The following is a 22197-nucleotide window of genomic DNA, read 5'->3' on the forward strand; positions in this document are numbered from 1 at the left end:
GAGTGTGGTTGCCTATGTCGAGGCGTGTGATTGGCATGTTTGAAGTATATCGACGGCGGACAGCGCATCGACGGGAGTGGCGTGTGCTAACTGCGGTGATGCCGGCCCGGCTGCGCGTTTGACTCCCATTCCGTCACGACCCGGAGCGTGCTTGTTCCCTGTCCGCCAGAGCTAAACTACCCCGCCACCGCAGCCTTCGCGGCCTGCGAGGCTTGCATCCATTCGCTCAGCCACGGGGCCCGGACGCTCGACGTGATCCGGCAGTCGGCCACGAAGGTTCCCCTGGCGCCGGCCTCGATCCAGTCCTTAAGTGCAGCAAGGTCCGCCAGTGAGCGGATGATCGCCGACTCGGCACCGAGCGCGCGGGCGATGCCGCTGAAGTCCACCTCGGGGATCAGCATCGGCTGTTCGGTCAGGCCCTGGGAGCCGTACTGGTGGATTTCGGCCCCGTAGGCGGCGTCGTTGTAGATCACCACGATGGCACTGCCCGCCGCTCCAATCAGCGATTCGAGGTCGGACAGTCCCATCAGGAAACCGCCGTCGCCGGAGGCCAGCACCAGGGTGCGGCCGTCCTCCACTGCGCGGGCTGTCCCGACGGCGCTGGCAAGGCCCAGCCCGATGGCCTGGTAGGCGGTCCCCACCATCACCAGGTCCTGGGGCCTCGGGATGCGCCAGTACATGGGTGCCCAGCCGACGAAGTGCCCGCCGTCCTGGACCACCGTGCGGCGCTCCGGCAGCACCGCATCCAGTGCCGTGGCAAGGGACCGCGGGTCCAGCCGGCCGTCCGGCGTCTCCGCAGAGCCTGGATGGTGCGCCGACCCCTCGGCCAGCCGCCGCCGGGCTTCCGCGCGCCAGGCTTCTGCGCGGCTGGCGTCCGGCGAGGCCGGGCCATCCAGCATACTCAGGATGTTTCCCGCAGCAGACTTCACGTCCGCGCTGACGAACGTATCCACCCGGGGGTGCGTCGGCTGCAGGGCGGTGTCGATCTGGATGACGGTGCTGTCCGGGCCGAGCAGGTGCCCGAACCGCATGGTGAAGGGGCTCAGGCTTGCCCCGGCCACGAGGACCACATCGGCCTCGCCCATGAGCCCGGCCGCGGTGTCCGTGCCGAAGCCGCCCGCGACGCCGAGGTACCCGTCGCCCTGGAGGAGGTTGAGCGCCAGGGCGGTTCCAGCGGTCAGCGCGCCCAGGCGGTCGGCCAGCTTCCGGAGCTCCGGGCCGGCTCCGGCGAGATGCGCACCGCGGCCGGCGAGGATCAACGGCCGCTTCGCCCCGGCGAGCAGGCGGGCTACCTGCCCAAGGCCGCCGTCGACGTCGTCCGTCACCTTTGATGCCGACGGCGCCGGAAGTTCCTCGTCCCCAGCCTCGAGTGCCGCGAGGTCGTAGGGAATGGCAATGACGACGGCGGTCCGCCTGGTCAGCGCGTACTCCACCGCCTGCTGCGTGATGGAACCCGCGGCGTCGCGGGTGACGGTGAAGGTCGCCGCGCCGAGGCCCGCGGCGATTGCCGCCTGGTCCACGTCCTGGGGCCGGGCGCCGCTGCTCGGAGCGTCCCCGGTGACCAGCACGACGGGGATTTGTGCCTGGACAGCCTCTGCGAGGGCGGTGAGTGCATTGGTGTAGCCGGGGCCGTAGGTGGTGGTGCCTGCTGCGAGACGTCCTGACGTCCGGTAGTAGGCGTCGGCCGCGGCGATGGCGGCGCCTTCATGGCGGACGGGGGAGAAGCGGAGGCCCAGCTTTTCCGCGGCGTCCAGGAAGTAGACGTTTCCGTTGCCCATAACGCCGAAGACATCGCTGAGATAGCTGCTGAGAACCTGCGCCACGCGGCCGGAGACGGTAAGTGAAGTCATGCAGGAATCTTGTGGGCTGGTTCACAGATAGGCAAGAGAACCGAGTTGGGTTGGGATATTTGGCAGGAGTAGGCAGTTGGAAGTGAAAATATGCGCACTGGTGGCCTGCGTCACTCGTATCTAGGTGGAAGGGCGGGACTCCTGCTCCGACAGTCGGCTCAGGAGGCCGTCGTAGCGGGGCGGCATGAGTTCAACCACGGAAATCGCCGTGCTGGTCCGCTGTATTCCCTCGATTGCAAGGATCTCGTTGGTGATGCGGTAGAGATCGGCCGTGCTGCGTGCCACCACCTTGGCCATCAGGTCCGCGTCGCCGGTGGTGGCGTGCACCTCGATGACCTCCGGGATGGCCGCGAGCCCGTCTTCCACCGCTCCCGCCAGGGTCTGGCTGATGGCCAGGGAGAGGAAGGCCATCAGGTCATAGCCAAGTGCGGCGGGGTCCAGCCTGCGGCTGAAGGAGCGGAGGGCGCCGCTGCGCTCGAGCCGTGATAGCCGGGCGTGGACCGTGTTCCGTGCGACGCCGAGCGTCCGCGAGAGTGCCAGGGCGCTGGCTTCGGGGTCCTTGTCGAGGGCCAGGATGATCCTGCCGTCGAGAGAATCCAGAGTGCGAGCGTTCGGGATGGTCATATTTTCACCACAGACAGTTGAAGTTGAGCAGAAGTCCCAATGCGTTGAGCGTATATTGCATTGTGGGCCGGGTCACAATCATGATCGTTCCTCATGACCCGTGATCAGCTCCTGACCGCACCGGACACCGCGCTTCCCACCCTTCGTGGCGCTGTGGCCGGACTTCCGCCCTACGTCCCGGGCCGGCGCAGCGCCGGCCCGGACATTGCAGCCCTCGCCAGCAACGAAAGCCACTACGAACCACTGCCCGCTGCCGCCGCCGCTGTGGCCGCAGCGGCCGGTACCTTGAACCGCTACCCTGACAGTGCCGCCGTCGAACTCCGTGAACGGATTGCCCGCCACCTCGGCGTCGCGGCCGGAGAGGTCGCCGTGGGACCCGGCAGCGTCGGCGTCCTCCAGCAGATCATCACCGGCCTTTGCGATGCCGGGGATGAAGTGATCTTCGCGTGGCGCTCCTTCGAGGCCTACCCCATCCTGGTTGAGCTGGCAGGCGCCCGGCCGATCCGCATTCCGCTGGACGGCGCTGAGGGGCACGACCTGGATGCCATGGCCGCGGCCGTCACTGCCCGCACGAAGGTGATCCTGCTCTGCACCCCCAACAATCCCACCGGCGTGCCGATCAGCCATGACCGTATCGAGGCCTTCCTGCAGGCCGTCCGCTCCGACATCCTCGTGGTGGTCGACGAGGCCTACGTGGAATACGCCGAAGCGGGCAGCGGCCCCGATTCCCTGGCGCTCTACCGCCAGTACCCCAACGTCTGCATCCTGCGCACCTTCTCCAAGGCCTACGGGCTCGCCGGCCTGCGGGTGGGATACGCCGTGGCGGCGCCGGCCATCGCCGAGGGACTGCGCCGGACCGCCCTTCCCTTCTCCGTGAGCGCGCTGGCGCAGAAGGCGGCCGTCGCGTCGCTGGACGCCGGGGAGGAGATGGAAACCCGGGTGGCCGCCGTCAAGCAGGAACGCGCCCGGATGGCCGCGCAGCTGGAAGCCCGGGGCTGGAAACTGCAGCCGAGCCAGGGCAACTTCCTGTGGATCCGTGCCGATGACCGCCTCCAGGCGAGGCTCGTGGACGCGTTTGACCGCGCGGGCATCCTGGTCCGGGCGTACCAGGGGGACGGCGTGCGGATCACCGTTGCCGGCCCCGTCTCCAACGATCGGGTGCTGCAGCTTTTGGAAGCGCACGCGGCCTCGACAATCGACTGACCTGAAATTCAATCCGTTCCACCTACAACCAGAGGACTCCCCATGGAACAACAGACAATGACGTCTGGCCGCGCACTGGGCGCCGCACTCAAACCCCGCCAGCTCACCATGATGGGGCTCGGAAGCGCCATCGGCGCGGGCCTGTTCATCGGCTCCGGCGCCGGCATCCAGGCTGCCGGCCCGGCCGTGCTGATCTCCTACCTCGTGGCCGGCACCCTCATCATCCTGGTGATGTGGGCCCTCGGCGAGATGGCCGCCGCCAACCCGGACAGCGGCGCCTTCTCCGTCTACACCGCCAAGGCCTACGGTCCGGTGGCCGGTGCCACGGTGGGCTGGCTCTGGTGGCTGCAGCTCGTGGTGGTCATCGCGGCCGAAGCGCTCGGTGCCGCTGGCCTGCTAGCCACCATCTTCCCGGCCCTGCCGGTATGGCTGATGGCTTTCGTGTTCATCGTGGTGCTCACCGCCGTGAACCTGACCAGTGTGAAGAATTTCGGAGAGTTCGAGTTCTGGTTCGCCCTGCTCAAGGTGGCGGCAATCGTCGGGTTCCTCCTGGTGGGCGCTGCACTGCTGTTCGGCTGGCTGCCGGGCGTGCAGTCGCCGGGCCTGGGCAACTTCACCGGAGCCGGCTTTGCGCCCGACGGTTTCGCCGGGATCGCCACGGCACTCTTCGTGGTGGCTTTCGCATTCGGCGGCACCGAGATCGTGTCCGTGGCGGCAGCTGAGACGGCCGAGCCGGCCCGCAGCGTGAAGAAGGCAGTCCGGACCGTGCTGTGGCGCATCCTGGTCTTCTACATCGGCGCCATCTTCGTCATCGCGGCCGTGGTTCCCGTCGGTTCGGCGGGGCTGAAGAGCCCGTTCGCCGCCGTTTTGGAGGCCGCCGGCATGCCCGGCGCAGCCACCGCGATCACCCTGGTGGCCGTTGCCGCACTGCTGTCGGCCCTCAACGCCAATCTCTACGGTGCGTCCCGGATGGCGTACTCCCTCGCCGAGCGGGGTGAAGCACCACGCCTGCTTGCCTCGGTGTCCAAGGCCCGGGTCCCGGTTGTCGCAGTCCTGGCCAGCGTCGCCTTCGGCGTTGTCACGGTTGTGCTGGAGTTGGCTTTCCCCGAGATGGTCCTGCCTGTTCTGCTCAACATCGTGGGTTCCACGTGCCTGCTGGTTTGGACGTCCGCGCTCCTCGCCCAGCTCGCGCTGCGCCTCCGCGCCGACCGCGAGGGAACGGAGCTTCCCCTGCGGATGCCCGGCTTCCCGTGGCTCACGGTGTTTGGTCTGGTCATTCTCGCGGCGATCTTCACGGTGGGCTTTATAGGCGAGGATTCCCGTCCCCAGCTCTTGAGTACTTTCGGACTGGTGGCGCTTCTGGCTGTGGCGAACTGGCTGCACCACCGGAACGAGAACGCTCGGCCGCGTGTCGAATCGCCGGACGGGGATAAGGAGCCTGTGCTCATCGACTAACACAGGGGCTTTGGACCCCTTCGCGGGTTTAGGGTACATGGGGGGCGCGTCCGGTCTGGCCGGGCGCGCCCTTCCCCATGCGATGCCGGTGCTGACTCGGTCCCGGAAGACTGGGCAGCGGTGGCCGTTTCTCATCCACATCGCGGTCGGCTATGACGCTGGAGTCCACCAGCGTCCGTCGGAGTTCTGGCAGCATCCGTTGTAGCAGCGGCAAAACGCCATGTGGGGGCCACAGCGCGGCAGAGAGGACGCCACCCTCCCGCAGGAACGCTTCGATGCTGATTCTCTTGCCGATGCCCATCACGCCTGCTGTACGCGATGGGCGGGATTCGGTCCTGCCGAAGGCGGTCTTCGGTCGGCTCAGCGACGGTTGCGCGGGCCAGGGAGCAGTTCCCGATTTTCCGTCAGCGGCGGCTGTAGTTTGCCGAAGGGGCTGCCGCGACCGCGCGGTGGGCGGAAGCTAACAGGTGGGTTTCAAGGAGGCTGCAAGGTCCGGCAGAGTTACAAAAAACGCTTAGCGAGTCATGAATTTTTGTAAGTGCCCGCGGTCTTCTGGTTGTCGGTGCCGGGGCATACAGTGCAGCCATGACGAACAATACGAAGCCCGCGAAGAAGCGGGCACAGACCAGGGAGTGCCCCGTGTGCGGACACGAAGCCTGGCCAATCATGTACGGCATGGTGATGCCTGACGCTAGGGATGAGAACCCCAAGACCGAGTTCGCGGGATGCTGCATCGACTGTGAGCAGAGGGTCTATCCCGCAACGGGCAAGGTGGAGATGGGCGTCCCTCGGTGGGCCTGCCAGAACGGTGAGTGCCGGCACCGGTGGTGGTGACGGATCGCCGTCTCAAAGCGCGCGGGAAGACGTCAGCGAAGGGAGCACAATTGGTCGCAGCCTGCCCGGTGTGTGGGCATGAAGCCTGGCCGATTGCCTACGGCATGGTGGATTCGAGAGCAAGGAAGGAGAACCCCAAGACTGAGTTTGCGGGGTGCGTCGTGGTCGTGGAGCGGAGAGCCGATCCGTCTACAGGCGAGGTAACAAGTGGAAGGCCGAAGTGGGCCTGCCAAAACGCCGCCTGCGGGTATCGGTGGTGGTGACGGAGCGGGTACGGAGAATCGCGCCGGCAGTTATGAGGGGCGAGGCTGCTCGTCGTAGACGGCGAGCAGCCTCCTGGCTTTCTCGTACTTGTCGGCCAATTCCGCCCGCTTCTCAGGATCTAACCGCCCCGTCCGCTTAGGATCGGTGTTATCTTCGATGTCGGCCAGTTTCACAGCTGAGGCAATGGGGTTGTTCCGAATCGCCTCGTAATAGCCGTCGCCCTTGTTGTCATCGGTGCGCGTGAGCAGGACGACGGCTTGGACTACCTCTTCACTGATGCCAGCGGCCGCCAGATCCTTGGCTGTGACGCCGCAGTCCTCGATGACGTCGTGCAGCCAAGCGGCGGCGACCTGCTTGGGGTCATTCAACCTCGCGGCCACCCGCCGAGGATGCTCGATGTATGGAACACCGATCTTGTCCGTCTGGAAGCGGTGTGCGATGGTCGCGATCGCCTTTGCCGCAGCAACTTCTGACTTGGCTTCGTGATTTCCCATTGGGAGCCCCTTTCCGGGCCATCGGCCCGTCTTCAACGACACTGGCAGACTATCAACGGCCACTGACAGTACGGGTTACCTCCGGGCCGCAAGAATGTCAGTGCGGGCGCCGACAATGGGTGCATCGGTCAGCAATGAAAGGAGCCGGCATGATGCATACGATCACCCGTCCCGAGACCACTCTGGAACTGATGCTGGATCTTCAGCCTGAGGAAGCGCTGGAGTGGAAAGCTCAGGTGAATCAGCAGTGCACAGATTGGCAGGACGTCGAGTCGGCCACCCATCTGGTCGCGCTTATTCAGGGCATTTCTCGTGACGGCGACTGGCTCGTCGTGCAAACGAAGGGCCTAAATGGACTGCCGATCGGGCGCTATGCCCAGGCCATGAACTCAGGCAGCGGCTACCAGGTGGAGGTTGCCCAGATATGCCGCGGTACCACACGCAACTGGCGTGTGGGTTTGGGTTCGGCGTCAGATGAGGCCGGCAACAGGCCCTTCGGAGGGGTCGCTGCTTCGCAGAACCTGACTTTGGCCGGAACCTCGGAGGTAATCGTGTCCTGGCTGAACGGCCACGGTCTTCCGCTTGGGTACGGGGCGGCACTTCACGTTTATCAATGAGCCGAGCCGCCCGCGCCGTTACTTCACCGTCAGAGATTGGTCATGGATCTCGCTGATTTCGTAAACACTGCCCAGTGCCGGGAAATGGATCAGTGTCCGCAGCACGGGCTTCCCGGTCGCGGCGAGGAGGGCGTCCCGGTATGCGGCCATCTGGCCAAGGTACTTGTCGCGGACATGGCCCTCGGGGTCGTTTCCCGGGTAGGTCTTGTGATCAACGAGCACGAATCCGTCGGGTCCTTCCAACAGCAGGTCAATCCAGCCTTCCATGACCTGGTTCTCAGGCCGCCAGCCGATCGCGGCTTCGCGGTGCCTGACCCAGCCGGGGAATTCCGCGTCCAGATACAACTCGAACCTCAGTCCTGCAGTGAGCAACAGTGACGGGTCGATCGTTCCCTCCACCTGCCAGCGTTTGACTATACGCTCGGCGAGGTTCCGCTGCTCAATCGGGTCGAGCACCGAGAACTGCGTCCCGAGGTAGGCGTGCACGGCGCTGCCGACTGCGCCCCAGTCGTCCGATCCGTGCTCCGCAAGCCGGGGACCGAGTTCTGCCACAGCATTGACCGAGGCTGCGTGTCCGGCGGAATCCAGGGAGGACGCTGCGAAGCGTGCCGGACGTGGCACGATGGTCGGTAGATCAACGGGCACATCGGAGAACTGGGGCATCCAGGCTGCAGCCGCAAGTGACGCGTCTACGGGGTCGAGTTCTTCTACTCGTGCTGGAAGGATCGTCCCTTCTGCAACCAGGATGGCACCGTCCGAGCTGTCTCCGTCGCCGGGCGACCACGACACGAGCGACGGAACACCCAGCTTGTTCAGCAGCCCCGGCGCCGTTGTCTGGCCGGTAAGAACGGTGGTTTCGACGGCGCGGGTCATGCCCACATACATGAGCCTGGTCATGTTCCGGCGGTCGCGTTCCTCAGCACGGCTCGCCACGTCGCTCGTCTTTCCCCGCGCATCGAGCGTAGACCCGTTGTAGGGGAAAGGGCTGGGCCAAAAACGGATCCAGCGGCCGGCCAGTGGCCGGGCCAGGTCGAAGGCGCCGTCCTGTTCTACTGCTGCGCCAAACGCCGCGAACCTCAGGTCCTTATCAAGCCCCTCCAAGATGACGACAGGCCATTCGAGTCCCTTGGCTTGGTGATAGGTGAAGACGTTGACAACGTCACTTCCGGCGTTGTCGGCGGACCGCTGTTCCTCTGAGCCGAAGAACGTGAGGAAGCCGCGGAGGGTTGCGGGTGATCGAAGTGCGAGGCAGCGCTCATAGTACGTCTTGATGACACCGCGGACGGCGTCCAGGTTTCGCAGCCGGGTGGCGGGGGAAGACCATCCAACAATCAAGCGGGGCAGGCCGAGTGCACCCACCACAGCCTCGAAGACCTCCGTAGGCGTGGCTGTTGCTGCCCGTTCACGGAGGGCAGCCAAGGCTCGGACAACGGGGTCCTCTTTCCACCTTCCGAGTACGGGCTCAGCATCTGCGGCCGACAGCAGCTCCTGTTGCCAGGTTGCGTTAGCGGAGTGCCCCGGGTGTAGGGCCACAACCTCGGCGAGGGCGACGGTGTCGTACCCGTCAGCTACGAACGCCAGGCCTGCGCGGGCCAGCTGCACTTCCCGGGAGTCGGACAGCATGCGCGGATTGCGGCTGGCGCGGATTCCCAACTCATGGAGTGCTGCCGAAAGTGCCACGCAGTCGGCGTTTGACCGGGCCAGCACCGCGACGTCGCTGGGGTTCAGCTCTGGCCGGCGCGCCAACATGGCCGCCACGCCGGCCGCTGTTGCCTTCAGCCGTTCGCCGTCGTTCGTCTGCGGCCGCGTCCAGGCCTCCAGCGTGCCGGGCGACCAGTCAGAGTGTGCGTCCGGGAGATCGAGGTGGACGGTCGCGGCCGGCATGCCGTGCAGTTCGAACACCGGCTCGAACACAGCGTTGCTCAGGTCAACGACGGCCTGGTGGGAACGCCACGTATGGGACAGCTGCTCCCGGCGGCTCACTTCCTTGACCACAGCCTCCATGAGCTCGGGGTCCGTGCCCCGGAACTCGTAAATGGCCTGCTTGGGGTCGCCCACCCAGACGGCCTCCTCTACAAGCCTGCTGAGCTGAAGAAAGAGCTCCAATTGAAGGGGGCTGGTGTCCTGGAACTCGTCCACCACCAGGAAGCGGATGCGGGATGGGAAGGAGCGGCGGAAGGCCTCATTCTCCCGGGCAAGCTTCAGCACCAGGGTCTCCTGGTCTACGAAGTCCATGAGCCCGTGCAGCCGTTTGAAGTCTGAGTAGGCGGTGAGGCATTCTTCAGCGCAGGCAAACATCCGCCTAATGTACTGCTCCAGGTCATCGTGGAAGGCGGGGTTGGCGAGGAGGCCTTCCTTGATGGCGCCGGTGACAGGGGCAAAGAGTGCTTTGACCGCGGTCGGCGCTGCAGACCCCACAACCCCTCGCCAGGTCTCCCAGGAGATGTCCTCCACGGGGCCCATGGAGGCAATCTTGTGGAGGATCTTGGGCACGTGTTCGGTAAAGATGGCCGACGTCGTGGTCACCTTCTTCCCGGCAGGCGTCTTGCCATCGCGGACCATGGCGTCAAGATCGGGCACGGTGCCGCGCAGGGACCGCAGCCACTCGCTGCGTTCATCTGCGCCGGGAGCGTCCAGCAGTTCGCGGAGTCCGGTCCAGGACCGTTCCGCGCAGGCTGCCAGTTCCTCCGCTCCGAGCAGGTTGGTCCGGGCGGCATCCACGATGGCCCGCACAGTCTCCTGCCATGTTGTCGCGTCCCGTGCTCCGCTGCCGTCGGTCCCCATGCGCCGCGCGATGGGCAGGAGGCTGGGGGCGTGCTCGGCCAGGACTTCATCCGTGGCCAGGCGGAAGATACTGGCGAGTTGCTCCTCGCCGATGACTTCAAGGGCAGGGGACAGTCCGGCGTCGATGGCGTGTTCCTGCAGCAGCTGGCCGCACACGCTGTTGACCGTGCCGATAAGGCTCGCGGGCAGCTGCTGGGAGGCGAGCCGCAGCGCGGCGGCGGACCCGGTGTCGTCCGTTGCGTCTGCTTGCTCAAGGAGACGGGCCGCGATCCGTTCGCGCAGCTCTCCGGCCGCCTTCTTAGTGAACGTGGTGGCCATGACGGCTCCCGCCGGCAGCCCGGCGGAGATCTGGTCGACAATCTTGCCGGTGAGTGTGAATGTCTTCCCGGTGCCGGCACTCGCCGAAACCATGGTGACGTTGTCCAGCAGGTTCATGAGTAGTCCCCTTTTAGTCCACACAGGCTGCCGAAGTCGCAGTACCTGCAGTTAGGCTTCACGTGAAGGCGGCCGCTGTCCTCGGCGTTCGCCGCGGCATCGGGTTCGTCATCGGCCAGGGCGTTGGCTGCCGGCGCCGTTGCGGTAACCCGTCCCGCAAGCACTTCCTCGACCGTGAATTCAATCGCCCGCATGGTCTGCTGCCACAGTTGCGAGGGGTCTTGGCTGGGCTGGATCGGGGAACCGAATTCCGGGTGGGCCGATGCGAACCTTCCCTGCTTGAGCATGAAATAAGCGGTGGGTGAGTCCGGCGGCAACTCGTCAGGGCTGAAGGCCCACTGATATAGGGCTAGCTGAAGGGCCTCCCCGCGCTGAATTTCCTCGCGACGGTACTTCTCGCCGTTGGTCCACTTGAGATCAACGACGACGGTCCGGCCCGCAGCGTCGATGCCGACCGCGTCCGCCCGGCCCGTGACGGGGACCGTGTAGTTGTTTCCCCCTGCGGTGAAGTGCAATTCTTTTTCGAAGCCCTTTTCCATCTCCTGCAGCACTACACCGCCGCGCTGCAGCTGTTCAAAGAAGGTCATGACGGTGGTTTCGACGGTGGCACGCACACCGGCCAGACGGCTCTTTTGGCCGGGCAGCAGCAGCTCTGAGGCAAGCTGCGGCAAGAGGCGGTCGACGGCAGTCCTTACCTCGTCCTGCTCCGGAACCGCCCGGTGTTCGGCCCGGAGCTGGACCTGTAGTACCTCAGCAACCTTGTGGGCGAAGATCCCGAGCATCTGGTTGTCGGTCGGCACACTAGCAGCGGCAGGGACGCGGAGGCGAGATTTGTGCTTGAGCACCCATGCCAGCGAGCAGCCGAGCAGCGTGGACAACTGCGTCGAGGAGAGACTGTCCGTGACGAACGCAGGGTTAGGTCCGACGTCGTGCACGGCCAGTGGTGCGACGGGGCGGTGCTGGGCGACCGGAGCGAGCTGCATCTGACGGCCTGCGAGAGACCAGAGGCCGGTGGCGTCAGTGAGTGCTCCGGGCCTGCGCCCGAGCCGGTCGAGACGGTCAGAGAGGGACTCCTCGGCTTGGCTCGGCTGTGCAGCGGCGAAAGCCTCCAGCAGCGGATTGCCTTGCTCCCGCTCGCCGTCGCGCTGTTCGATCTGAACGAGGACCAGGTCTCCGGCCCGGCTGGCGGCAGCGAGAGTCTGGCCGATCTCCAAGGCGCTGATGTCTTCCGGCGTTGGCAGGAACACACCCACCCGGGACAGGACTTCGATGTCGTGGGCATCCCAGCGTCGGACGGACGGCGTCCGGCTACTTTGGAAACCCCACCAGATCACTTGGTCAACGTCGTCAGTCAGCTCGGCCAGATGACCGAGCCGCAACCATGGTGCAGCTTCTGCCGGCTTGAGCGCACCCGACGAAGGGGTTATGACGGCTGCGATGATGCGGCGCAGATCCCGGCGCGAGACGCGCGGGAACGGTGCCACGAGTGCCAGGATCCGCTGCAACAGGGAAGCGGTGGCCTTGGCGGAGTCGTCTTTGGAGGCACGGGCGCGCAAGCGGCCCACGAGCCATCCTGCCCTTTCAGCAAGCTCAGTGCCGCTCACGCCGTTGTCCTCGATGAGAAGACCAGTGCAAAAGAGTCGGTCCAGCGCAGCCGCGAGGTCGGGACCGAGATGCTCGTCGGCGGCGATGGCAGAGATAGCAGCAGTCCACGCTTCGCCTCCGGTCCCCGGCTCTGCCCTCAGAGCCCCAAGAAGGTGGCGGGCGGCAGCCCCTCGCACCGGTGAGCCCGGAAGGGTCAGAAGCTCGGCGAGGAGCTGAACGTCGGCCGGAGCCCAGATGACTTCGAAAAAGAGCGGAATGAGCTGGTCCTGGGGACGCCAGACGGATGGAGCGCCTGCGCCGACAGCCGGCAGGCCGTAGCCCGCGAGATAGGCGTCCAGGACGGCAGTGTTGTCGGAGGATACGACGGCGGTTCGTTGATTATCTCCGGCCGCGAGCCACCGCGCGCTGTGTTCCGCGGCCTCCCACTCTGTTTCAGCGGTGAAAATCGTCAGCCGTGGCTGGCGGCCTGCGGGCACGGCTTCACTGACTTGGACTCCACGGTCCCGCAGCTTGCCGATGATGCACCGCCAGACGTGTGGGAATGTGCTCTCAGCGTGCTGAAGTACAAGCTCGTCGATGCCGAGCGGCAGGGGCGAGTCTAGCGCCGTTACCAGCTCGGCGACGTCATCGGACAAGGAGGGCGCGAGCTGCCCATACGCGCTTTCCGCTGCCGCCAGCGTCCGCAGCAACGGAGAGGGTTCCGGCATGCCTGGCTGCCACTCGGGGAGCGAGCCCTCCCAGCCGTTAGCGACGGCGTCGTCACGCGCGGCGAGCAGCTCCTGCGCCGTGGACCACGGGTCAACCTCGAACGAGTCGTGGAACCACGCATCCGGGGAGTCAACGGACCGAAGCCGCTCCAGGTACTGGCTGACACGCTCGGCGTGCCCGGTGTCAGGGCGGGTGATTCCCAAACGTGTCTGCAGCAGGGCCGTGAAGTTTTTTCGGCCCACGCGGATTTGGTTCAGACCTGGCTGGGTGTATGCCCACGGGGCCCGGTCGAGGTGCCACCCGAACTCAATCTTCATTTTTATCCCCGATGCATTGGCTGGTGGTCGTTTCTATCACGCTAGCTGCAGGGTCCGACAAATGTGTCTCACCGCAGACGCTGACCCTGGCATCCGTGCGCAGCAGCCTCTTTGCGGAGGACCTCACGCGGCCGGTGATGGTGCGTCTCCAACTTCGGATGCGCCTTCACTCGAGCCGGCAACGCCCGGACCAGAGGCTGCCCCGTTGCAGTCATACAGGTATTCCTTCAGGACCTGTGACCGCGAGGGATGGCGCAACTTCCCAATCGTCTTGGATTCGATCTGGCGGATGCGTTCCCGCGTAACTCCATACACCTTCCCGATTGCATCCAAGGTTTTTTCCTCGCCGTCTGTGAGTCCGAAGCGCAGTGCAATCACGCCCGCCTCACGCTCACTCAGAGTGTCGAGAACTGCGTGGATTTGCGCCTTCAGCTCTTCGCCTGCGATGCGGTCTACGACGTCCGGTTCCGAGGAATCGGCCATCTGTTCCGCCAACGGCTCCGCCCCTCCATGGCCATCTGGGACGGGGAGATCCAGGGAGTAGATCGTCTTGTCAAGGCCAAGCAGGTACTCGACCTTGTCCGCGGTGTGGCCTGTGAGGCGGCCCAGCTCCTCGCAGCTGTGGGCTACTCCTGTGGTCGCCCCTTCGCGCTGAATCGCCTGGACCTTGTGGATTTGCTCCACCATATGAACAGGGAGCCGGATCAGCCGTCCCTGATCGGCCAAAGCCCGGGTTACGGCTTGGCGGATCCACCACGTCGCATACGTCGAGAACCTGAAGCCCTTGGTGTAGTCGAACTTGCAGACTGCTCGGTGAAGACCGATATTCCCCTCCTGGATCAGGTCCAACAACTCCAGGCCGTGGCCAATGTAGCGCTTGGTGATATACACGACGAGTCGAAGATTCGCCTCCAGCAGGGCTTCGGCGGCGCGTTCACCGAGCTGAGCAACCGCAAGGAGCTCGCGCGCTTCCCTGCGGCCGCGGGGAGCGCCGTCCCCCAAGAGGTGCCTGGCGAAAAGCCCGGCCTCGATCTCCTGCGCAAGCTCCACTTCCTGCCCAGCAGTCAGGAGGTCAGCCCGTCCGGCTCGCCGCAGGTAGTCGGATACGGCATCGTCACTGAAACCCTCGAGTCCGGCAAGTTCCTCGGGCCAGTCCTGGTCTTCGAGGTCGAATGAGGTGGGCTCGGCTTCGTCCACCTCGCCCTCGAGGAGTTCCAAGGTGGCCTCTTCCGGTTCTTGGACACCAAGGAAATGCTCCTTTGGCTCCCCCTCCGTGCCACCTGGGGTTAATTCCCCGGCCGGGGTGCCGCTCCCGCCCACCGCCGGGACCATTTCGGAACCGGGGGCAGGCGGCTGCTCCGGCTCCGGCCGACGGAGAAACTCCTGCAGCCGGCCGAGGTCCGCCTTCATGTCAAAGAAGTCCACCTCGCGGGCATGAGGCAAAACGCGGCGCAGGAACTCCTCGCCCTGTACCTCGGGATCCTCGACTGTTCCCTTGGAGTAGAGAACCACCAGGCGCCCCACGCGTCCATCAGCTTTCTTGCGGATGACACGCCCCAGGCGCTGTACCATCTGGCGCTGGCTTCTGTTTGCCGCGACGATGATGCCGAGGTCGGCTTCCGGAACGTCAATGCCTTCGTCGAGGAGCCGCGGCGCCGCGAGGATCTGGGAGGCGCCGCTGCGGAAGTCCTCCATGCCCTGCTTCCGGTCATCTTTGGCCATCCCGCTGAACAGCGCCGACGCTGTGGTGCCCATCGAGGTGAACAGTTCCTCAGCTCGCCGTGCGGACTCCTGCGTCTGGGTGAAGACAAGGGTGCCGTGCGACTGATCTACGGACTCCTTCAGCGCGGCCAGGGCAAGATACTTGGTCCTGGCCTCAGCCAGGAGCGTGAGCCGGGAGGCCATGGCCCGCATGTACCTCCGGGCCATGGTAGCTTCCCGGCTAGGGGACTCGGAGGCCGCCAGCGTAGCGACGGCCGAGATGAACTGGTGGAAAGGCCGCCGGGGGATCCCCGCATACGACTCCAGATGGCGTGCCGTTTCGGTCATCGTGTCGGAGAACTCGTCATAGGACACCTGTTCGGTAGGAGTCAGTTCAACCCCTACCAGCGCGATGTCGAACGGCGCGATCACTTCGTCCTGCAGCGCCCTGTCGTACCAGAGGTTGTAGACGACCCCGCCGAAGTACGGCGTCAGGAGGTTCTCGTGCTCGCCGTCGGACCGTTCATAGGTGGCAGTCAGTCCGAGGCGCCAGGCGTAACCCTCCTGGAGCGCGCCGATGAACAGCGGAGCTGCATACCGGTGGCACTCGTCTGCGATGACCAGCCCGGCTTTGTGGCTGCGCAGCGTCTCCCGGTTGGATGCCGAGTGCACAATCGCCACGAGGATGTCGACGTGGTCAAGGGAGTCCGAGCGGCCGTTGCCGAGGGCCCCGCGCCGCACCTTGGGCAGGTCGCGCTGCAGGTAGGACAGCCATTGCCCCTGAAGCTCCGCGGTCGGCACCAAAATTAGAACCTTTATGCCCTGCCTAACGGCTTCGAACGCGGCGGCGATGCCGACGCGCGTCTTACCGGCACCGGTGACTGCCTCGATCACGCCGCGGCGGGCATTGGAATGCCACGCTTTCAGCGCCTCCTGCTGCCAGGTGTATAGGAAGGCGTAGTCGTACTCGGTCGGAACGGACGCGGCAGCAACAGGTTCCGGCATCGGCAGCATCGCCACCGAAACGGACGGGTCCTCGGCAAGTTCTGGCATTTCATCCCCCATTGGACGGTTTGGAACTTAGTGAGTGAAGACTAAGGGGCAGGTCCGACAAAAACTGAACCGCCCGCCGTCGTGCCCGCCCAAACCGCTGCCAGCGGCGCCATCAGGCCGGAGGAGGCTCCCACGCCTGCGCCTTCGACAGCGCCATCTTCAACTCCCGGCCGCCGGCTTCCTCCAGCAAGGCGCCGTCGCCGACCACCACCAGCAGGCTCCTGGCCCGGGACAGCCCGACATACAGCTGCTCCGCCGCGCGTTCCAGGTCCTTGAATCCGTTGACGCACAGCACCACGACCGAACGCTCCAGGCCCTTGAAGCCCAGCACGTGGCCGTAGAACACGCCGCTGTTGGCGTGGAAGTCGAGCCAGTACTCGGCGATGGTGCCGGCGTCGACATGCTCCAGGTGCGCGGGGTGCCGTGAGTTGGTGGTGAGGAGAGCGATCTGGTTGTTGGCCCAGCCTTCGTCCATGAGCGCCTCGATGCAGTCATCGGCGGCAGAGAGTGCGTCCTCCGTGAGGCACTGAACCCTCCGCACGGGAAGCCCGGTGCCGCCCCGCGGAGTGAAGTGTTCGCCGGCAAAGGACCTAAACGTCTCGGCGATCTTGCGGGTGTTCCGAAGGTTCTCGTCGATGTGGATCGGCACCAGATCTGCCGTCGGATGCCCGCCCGGTGCAGCCGCTCCGCCCCACCTGCGGTAGACGTCCTGGCGGTCGTCCATGAACGCGTACACCTCACCGCCGTCGGGATCTGCGGTGCAGGCGAGCAGCGCCTCCCACCACAGCGGTGCGAAGTCTTGCGCTTCATCGACGACGACGGCGTCCAGCCGGTCGTGCGCGTCCATGCCCGCCGCCAGCTCCTTTAGGAGACGGGGCATCTCCTCCTCAAAGTAGTGCGGCTCGAAACCGTCCGGGACGCCCAGACCCCGAACGTACTCGTGGAATTCGCCCGTAAAGACGGGCTGGGCCTGCCGCCAGCCGGACACCTGCTGCTGCAGGTACTGGCCGAGGCCCTTGTTGTAGCAAAAGAGGCCCACCCGTTTGCCCTGTTTGCAGAGGAGTCTCGCCTTCTCCAAGGCAAGCCAGGTCTTCCCGCTGCCGGCCCCTCCGGTGAACTTCACGCGGGTGAGCGACCTGGTGGCCTGCAAGAGGACCGCCTGACGCTCGGTGAGGTGGTCCTGTGCGTCCTCGGCTTCCTGCGGATCCACCGAATCGTCGGAGCGGGCAATGAGGTCCCCGCTGAGGTGGGGGAGAATGCGTGCCAGGAATGCCGGCGCCAGGGTGGTGGCGCCGTAGCCTTCGTGTTCGATGGCGTGCCGGATCAGGTCGGCCGGCGATTTCATATCTGTCTGGTCGAGGATCAGCGAGCGGGGGCACCCGGCCATCTCCCAGTCCCGCGGCACGTCCGTATAGGGAAAGCTGACGAGGTATGCGAAGCGGCTGCTGAGCTTGGAGCCGACCCGGCTTTCGAGCCAGGTCTTGAACGCATGCTGCGAACCCTGGGATTGCGCCACCGGGCTCTTGATCGTGTGTCTGCCGGCCCTGTCGGACTGGTACCACTGCCCGCTTTCGACGCCGACCTTGCCGCCTTTGACTTCGATGGCGGCCATGCCGACGCCGGGCCACAGCACCAGCAGGTCGATCTCATGCTCGGCCCGGCCGTCCCGTACCTGGACGGAATGGGCCAGCACACAGTCTTCCGGCAGGCTGCCCCGCAGCGCTTCCCAAACTACCTTTTCCGCCAATTGGCCATCGCCGAACTCCGGTTTTTCCGGAATACACCTCACTGTGCCCCCATGCCCTATGACGGCTACTGTGCCGCACATTTTCAGAACATCTTAGGTGGTCGACCAGTTTTTCACGGCACCCGCTCCGCGTGGGAATCTATCACCCAGAACGTGGCACGGTTGATGAGTAGCTAAGATGCCCATCGCAGCGGTTCCGGGTGTCTTGGACCGAGAGAAATGAGACGGCTATCAGATCATCGGCTAGGCAGGGAGACCATTCAGTCGTCGCCGGGAATAGGCTTCCAGCAGGTCTGCTGCATTTTGGACGTTTTCCTCGGCGAGAATCGTCGGAAGGTTCATGGCCGTCCTAATCGTTGAAGGATGGATGGCTCAGCTGGCATTGCGGAGCGTCTGCACAGTGCCGCCCAGAACATCTGCGGCTGTGACACCGCCATCCGGGTTGGTTCCGGAGGGGAAACTCCCGGTGTGCCATCGAAGCTCGTCAGCGTCATGACAAGACCTGCCGGTTCTTAGACCCTCGAGGGTGACGTGGCCAGCGTCATCCAGCGGGACGGCTTCTTTGTACCAGTTGGGGACCTCCACATCAGGTTTCGACCATCCGTTTTGTAGCAGATGCTCAGGGTAAATCGGCCAGTCGTCCGCTTGTAGGAATTCCTCGGAGACAATCTCGCACCACGCCCCGTCGGGCCCGGGTGTGATCTGGGCATACGGCTGAGGCCCTCCATCCGCGCCTGCCCCGTATTGGATGCTGAGGAACGAGTTCCACGGCATCGTTCGGAGCACCTCACTGATGAGTTCTGCAGCTCGTGCCCAGGCATAGTCTGCAGCAGCCTCGGTTCTCAAATGACTGACGATCCCGCGGAGCTCATCTTCTTCCAGCGGAACGCAGGCGCCGATCACAGACTCCCAGGCGCCAAAGTGCCGTCCGATGGCCACCGCCGAGGGGCGATCCCGACCCATGGCCACTTCGGCGATCATCCAGCTGTCATAACTGTCAACGTCTTTCGGGGATCCGAACAGACCCCCTGTAGCGCGGTACGCCTGAGAAGCGTCTTCGTAGTCGGCCGCAGCAAATCCACCGTTCACAGCCGGAAACTTCATGCCGACAGATTCAAGCGCCAAGTGCCATGATCTCCCCGTCGTTCCCTCGCGGATCCGTTCGGCCGGGGGCGGGGATAGGGGGATCCCCTCGCCGCTCGTTTTACGAATGATAGCTTCCCGCGCCTCTTGATACTCAGAGAATGAAATGCCTTCGTCGTCGCCGGCGTCAACGGCCTCAGCCGTTGTTTCGATGAGAGCGATGATCTGACCGACCTGTTGCCGCGGGAGCGCCTCGGACAGGATCATTCGAAAACCATGAATTTCGGGCAACGGAACCTTACCCAGGGCCAGCTCGTAATTCGGTGCGATCCCTCGGTGATACCCCGTCACGTAGCGCAACCACATCATATCGGTGACCATAAATGGTCTTCGACGAAGGACGGGGTCTATGAGAAGGTCAGGGCTCTTCAACAGCTCTGCAGCAATGTCGATGTCGATCATGGCGCTGAGAGCGGCCAGAATTCTTGGAATATCAGAGCTTTCAATTCCAGCTTCTAAAAGCTGGACAACCCGGTAGGCATCCTTACGCAGAACGTCAGCAGTTGCAGAGCACCGCCTGCGAAGAGCTTCGGACCGCTGCTGCTCGCTCTGATCAGCTACCCGGGTACTGAGCAGACGCAGCATGTCGTAAGCTCGCATACCGGCATCCGCCGCAATGCGCTGCAGCGGGTCACCTGCCTGGTAGGCCTTCACCGCCCGACTGGCAATCTGGTGCCGATCACGCTGACGTCCCTGCGACACGGACTGTTGTTCCCCCAAGTGCAACTCTCCCACTTTCTGAGCGCCAAATAGGCATCCTCTCTGATGCCAAGACATTCTTATCAGCACCCGCGGACTTTGTTCGGCAACTGCGCCGCGCGGTCGTCCTTATGACTCGACGGCGGGCGCCCTGTCGCCTCCTAGCACCCCCATAAACAGCGGATTCGGCCGTGCCCCGGGCAGCATCCGCCGCACATCCTCCAACGCTTCCAACGGAGACACGTCGGCAACACGAGCGCCATACAGAGCAGCAACAGTCGGCGTCCGGGACTCCGCCCGCACGCAGTGCAGCAGCACCGTTTTGCCTTCCGCGCGGTAGCGTTCGACGGCGGCCGCTGCCTCCCTGAGCACGAAGTCTGGATGGGCGTTGTCCCCGGCATCGAAGGAATCGATCACCCAGAACGTGGCATGGTCCGCGGCGGCGACACCGGGAACATCCAGCGTGCCCAGCCGGCACAGCGACACCACCGCATCGATCCCCAACTCGGCTACACGGGCGACGGAACTTACCCCGCCCAGCCAGACGCCGTCGTCGTGCGGGTGCCGGACCAGCGCATCGGTGCGTCCCCACATGCTGTAGTCGTGGCGCTCGGCCCGCGGCCAGGCATCAAGACGGCGGCCCTCGCCGCGGGCGAGTTCCATGCCCAGCATCATCAGGTCATGAGAGCGCAACCCGGGCCAGCCGTGCAGGTGCCGGCGCCACTCGAACGGCACTGCGGAGTAGCCGTAGGCGGCGCCGAGCAGGCCGCCGGCGATGGCGGCCACCGTGTCCGTGTCGCGGCCGCCCCGGACCGCTTCCTCCAGGGCCGCCCGCAGATGCGCGGGGCCAACTGCGGAAGCCGACGTGTGGTGGATCGCGCTCCACGCTCCCTGGAACGCCTCCACAACCCAGCCGTTGCGGGCGAAGTCCCGCGGCCGGGACCGCTCTGCCACCTCTATCCGCTCCAGCCAGACAGACGCACGCCCGGCCGGTAGAAAGGCAAGCCCCGCCCGGACATCCAGCTCGCCGTTGAGCGCCGCCTGCCGGATGGCGACGCACCACAGGCCGCAGGCGTCCTGCGCATCGGGGTCCACGTGGGTCAGAGCGCTGACCGCTGCGGCCTGGGCCATGAGCTCCTCGAGGCTGCGGTCCAGGTAGGCCAGGGCCAGGGGAGCGGTGCGCATGAGCGAGCCGTTGCCGGCGCTCCTTCCGGTGCGGGCGTGGAATTCGGCAGCCGCGGCGCGCAAGTCCGCGGCGTCCACGTCGCTCCGGCCAGCCGCTGCGGCAGCCTGGCGCGCCGCCGCGATGACGGCGCTGGTCTGCGCACCCACGTCCTTGGCGTCGGCCGCCCAAGCGGTCCAGGCCCGGACGGTCCCGTCGGGCGCGGACGGGGAGCCGGGTGCCGAGAGGGAGTCGAGGAAGGCCTCGGCGATTGCGACGGCCATAGACGTGTCGTCGGTCCACTCTGCGGGGGAGAAGCCGAACGGGCCGCCGCCCTTCATGCTCACCGGGGTTCCGTCGGGCAGCGGGGCGCCGAATTCGTAGCCGGCGCCGAGGGCGTCCCCGGCGGCCAGGGTGACCAGGACGCCGGCGGCGCGGTCGTTCTGCAATGGGTTCAGTTTCATGCGATCTCCATCAGGGGGTGCTTGGTGTTCCAGCCGGTCAGGTGGGCCAGCTCGGGTTCGCGGCGAGGGAGTGCGACGGCGATGCCCGCCGCTGCGACGTGTCCCGCGTTTCGGGTGACGTTGCGGCTGCGCAGCGCGCCGTGATTCCTAACCTCCACCGCCGGCAGGCCGCCGTCGAACGGTCCGAACTCCAGGGCTTGGATAGCGGCGGCGAAGTCCCGTGCCCGCTGGCCGGGCATCGGCCCGGAGGCCATCACGTGCGGGGGAAGGAGCTCCAGATCGAGCAGCGCGGATTCGACCAGCTGGCGGTAGTGCCGGCGGAACAGCGTGTGGGTGCCGAAGACTTCCAGGAGCAGCGGCTGGTGCCCGAGCCCGATCACCACGCCGCGCTGGCCCTCGACCGGGGCCGGGGCGTCGGAGGCCTCGAAGCGGTTCGCCTCCCGTGGTTCGGCGGTGAACCGGTCCATGTGCTCCAGCAGGGAGCTGGTCACCGACCGGCCCCGGGCGGCATCGAACCGGCTGACCCGGTTCCAGATGCGGCCCTGGCGGTCGGCACCCCGCGGATCGGCGGGACCGGTGGCGAGCTCTGCCCAGACGTTCAGCGGGGCGCGGCGGGCCTGCCGTCGGTGGCTGGGCGTGCCTTCCCAGCGGCCGGCCTCCACGCAGTAGGTGTCGATGTCGCGCGTTTCGCCCGGGCCGAGGAGAACGTCCCTGGCGCAGGTCCGGTGCTGCTGGCCGCCCTCGAGCAGTTCGCCTTCGAGCAGGAGGGCCGGGCGCGGGCCGTTGTTGGTGACGGTGAGGCGGGCGACCTGCGGGCCGCCGGCCAGCTCGGTGACGGCGACGTCGGCGTGGGTGCCGGTGCTGATGCCGAGCCCGCCGGCGCCGGCCGTCCAGACGGGAAAGATGCTGAGCGGGCCGAGCGTGGTGCCGGCTCCGACGTGCAGCTGTTGAATCTTCATGATGACCTCCAGAATCTTTAGCTCAGATCTGAGCTAATTGACTTCAGTATGCACGGCTTGAATCTTTAGCGCAATACTG

The 22197-nt window shown here is 65.6% G+C and carries 14 protein-coding genes; 4 read left to right on the plus strand and 10 right to left on the minus strand.

What is annotated here, in order from left to right; genetic code table 11:
• Positions 1 to 176 precede the first annotated feature (176 nt).
• Together CXQ90_RS09795 and CXQ90_RS09800 are read right to left on the minus strand one after the other, a co-directional pair.
• The gene (locus tag CXQ90_RS09795; protein ID WP_104138780.1) at positions 177 to 1850 is read right to left on the minus strand and encodes a thiamine pyrophosphate-binding protein; all 1674 of its coding nucleotides are present in this window, start codon (positions 1848 to 1850) and stop codon (positions 177 to 179) included.
• 120 nt (positions 1851 to 1970) lie between these two features.
• The gene (locus tag CXQ90_RS09800) at positions 1971 to 2474 is read right to left on the minus strand and encodes an Lrp/AsnC family transcriptional regulator (protein WP_104138782.1); all 504 of its coding nucleotides are present in this window, start codon (positions 2472 to 2474) and stop codon (positions 1971 to 1973) included.
• 93 nt (positions 2475 to 2567) lie between these two features.
• Between CXQ90_RS09800 and hisC the strand changes: the two genes are divergently transcribed.
• The 3 genes from hisC (at position 2568) to CXQ90_RS09820 (ending at position 5966) form a co-directional block, all read left to right on the plus strand.
• Entirely contained in the window at positions 2568 to 3677 is a 1110-nt protein-coding gene (gene hisC, locus CXQ90_RS09805; RefSeq protein ID WP_104138783.1) for a histidinol-phosphate transaminase, read from the plus strand.
• Between the two features lie 42 nt (positions 3678 to 3719).
• Positions 3720 to 5132 (plus strand): amino acid permease, encoded by a 1413-nt coding sequence (locus tag CXQ90_RS09810; protein ID WP_104138785.1) that lies wholly within the window; start codon positions 3720 to 3722, stop codon positions 5130 to 5132.
• 585 nt (positions 5133 to 5717) lie between these two features.
• Entirely contained in the window at positions 5718 to 5966 is a 249-nt protein-coding gene (locus tag CXQ90_RS09820) for a hypothetical protein (protein WP_104138788.1), read from the plus strand.
• 293 nt (positions 5967 to 6259) lie between these two features.
• Here CXQ90_RS09820 and CXQ90_RS09825 read toward each other — a convergent pair whose 3' ends face one another.
• Positions 6260 to 6724 carry an HD domain-containing protein gene (locus CXQ90_RS09825; protein WP_104138790.1) on the minus strand — a complete coding sequence of 155 codons (465 nt, stop codon included), beginning with the start codon at positions 6722 to 6724 and terminating at the stop codon, positions 6260 to 6262.
• A 149-nt stretch (positions 6725 to 6873) separates the two neighbouring features.
• Between CXQ90_RS09825 and CXQ90_RS09830 the strand changes: the two genes are divergently transcribed.
• Positions 6874 to 7341 (plus strand): hypothetical protein, encoded by a 468-nt coding sequence (locus tag CXQ90_RS09830; protein WP_104138791.1) that lies wholly within the window; start codon positions 6874 to 6876, stop codon positions 7339 to 7341.
• Positions 7342 to 7359: 18 nt separating this feature from the next.
• Here the strand turns inward: CXQ90_RS09830 and CXQ90_RS09835 are convergent, their stop codons facing one another.
• The 7 genes from CXQ90_RS09835 to CXQ90_RS09865 all read right to left on the minus strand — a co-directional run bounded on the left by CXQ90_RS09835 (position 7360) and on the right by CXQ90_RS09865 (position 22118).
• The gene (locus CXQ90_RS09835) at positions 7360 to 10560 is read right to left on the minus strand and encodes an exodeoxyribonuclease V subunit beta (protein WP_104138793.1); all 3201 of its coding nucleotides are present in this window, start codon (positions 10558 to 10560) and stop codon (positions 7360 to 7362) included.
• A complete protein-coding gene (locus CXQ90_RS09840) occupies positions 10557 to 13190 on the minus strand; it encodes a PD-(D/E)XK nuclease family protein (protein ID WP_104138795.1) in 2634 nt (877 codons plus the stop codon). The genes CXQ90_RS09835 and CXQ90_RS09840 overlap by 4 nt, the downstream gene beginning before the upstream one ends.
• A 123-nt stretch (positions 13191 to 13313) precedes the next feature.
• Positions 13314 to 15944, minus strand: coding sequence for a sigma-70 family RNA polymerase sigma factor (locus CXQ90_RS09845; protein WP_146068874.1), 2631 nt, complete (start codon positions 15942 to 15944; stop codon positions 13314 to 13316).
• Positions 15945 to 16056: 112 nt separating this feature from the next.
• Positions 16057 to 17772: a nuclease-related domain-containing DEAD/DEAH box helicase gene (locus CXQ90_RS09850; protein WP_258064460.1), complete on the minus strand. Its 1716-nt coding sequence runs from the start codon at positions 17770 to 17772 to the stop codon at positions 16057 to 16059.
• Between the two features lie 291 nt (positions 17773 to 18063).
• Positions 18064 to 19536 (minus strand): hypothetical protein, encoded by a 1473-nt coding sequence (locus CXQ90_RS09855; protein ID WP_146068875.1) that lies wholly within the window; start codon positions 19534 to 19536, stop codon positions 18064 to 18066.
• 126 nt (positions 19537 to 19662) lie between these two features.
• Positions 19663 to 21159, minus strand: a complete 1497-nt coding sequence (locus CXQ90_RS09860) for an ADP-ribosylglycohydrolase family protein (protein WP_104138800.1) — start codon at positions 21157 to 21159, stop codon at positions 19663 to 19665.
• The gene (locus CXQ90_RS09865) at positions 21156 to 22118 is read right to left on the minus strand and encodes a DUF6569 family protein (protein ID WP_104138802.1); all 963 of its coding nucleotides are present in this window, start codon (positions 22116 to 22118) and stop codon (positions 21156 to 21158) included. Before CXQ90_RS09865 ends, CXQ90_RS09860 begins: the two co-directional genes overlap by 4 nt.
• Positions 22119 to 22197 lie beyond the last annotated feature (79 nt).

It is taken from the genome of Arthrobacter sp. ZGTC131 (genome assembly GCF_002929275.1).
In the GTDB taxonomy this organism is placed as follows: domain Bacteria; phylum Actinomycetota; class Actinomycetes; order Actinomycetales; family Micrococcaceae; genus Arthrobacter.

Excerpts from the sequence above, each read along its gene's own strand:
- CXQ90_RS09795 (WP_104138780.1), bottom strand. The coding sequence starts at position 1,850 with ATGACTTCACTTACCGTCTCCGGCCGCGTGGCGCAGGTTCTCAGCAGC.
- CXQ90_RS09800 (WP_104138782.1), bottom strand. The coding sequence starts at position 2,474 with ATGACCATCCCGAACGCTCGCACTCTGGATTCTCTCGACGGCAGGATC.
- hisC (WP_104138783.1), top strand. The coding sequence starts at position 2,568 with ATGACCCGTGATCAGCTCCTGACCGCACCGGACACCGCGCTTCCCACC.
- CXQ90_RS09810 (WP_104138785.1), top strand. The coding sequence starts at position 3,720 with ATGGAACAACAGACAATGACGTCTGGCCGCGCACTGGGCGCCGCACTC.
- CXQ90_RS09820 (WP_104138788.1), top strand. The coding sequence starts at position 5,718 with ATGACGAACAATACGAAGCCCGCGAAGAAGCGGGCACAGACCAGGGAG.
- CXQ90_RS09825 (WP_104138790.1), bottom strand. The coding sequence starts at position 6,724 with ATGGGAAATCACGAAGCCAAGTCAGAAGTTGCTGCGGCAAAGGCGATC.
- CXQ90_RS09830 (WP_104138791.1), top strand. The coding sequence starts at position 6,874 with ATGATGCATACGATCACCCGTCCCGAGACCACTCTGGAACTGATGCTG.
- CXQ90_RS09835 (WP_104138793.1), bottom strand. The coding sequence starts at position 10,560 with ATGAACCTGCTGGACAACGTCACCATGGTTTCGGCGAGTGCCGGCACC.
- CXQ90_RS09840 (WP_104138795.1), bottom strand. The coding sequence starts at position 13,190 with ATGAAGATTGAGTTCGGGTGGCACCTCGACCGGGCCCCGTGGGCATAC.
- CXQ90_RS09845 (WP_146068874.1), bottom strand. The coding sequence starts at position 15,944 with ATGCCAGAACTTGCCGAGGACCCGTCCGTTTCGGTGGCGATGCTGCCG.
- CXQ90_RS09850 (WP_258064460.1), bottom strand. The coding sequence starts at position 17,772 with ATGTGCGGCACAGTAGCCGTCATAGGGCATGGGGGCACAGTGAGGTGT.
- CXQ90_RS09860 (WP_104138800.1), bottom strand. The coding sequence starts at position 21,159 with ATGAAACTGAACCCATTGCAGAACGACCGCGCCGCCGGCGTCCTGGTC.
- CXQ90_RS09865 (WP_104138802.1), bottom strand. The coding sequence starts at position 22,118 with ATGAAGATTCAACAGCTGCACGTCGGAGCCGGCACCACGCTCGGCCCG.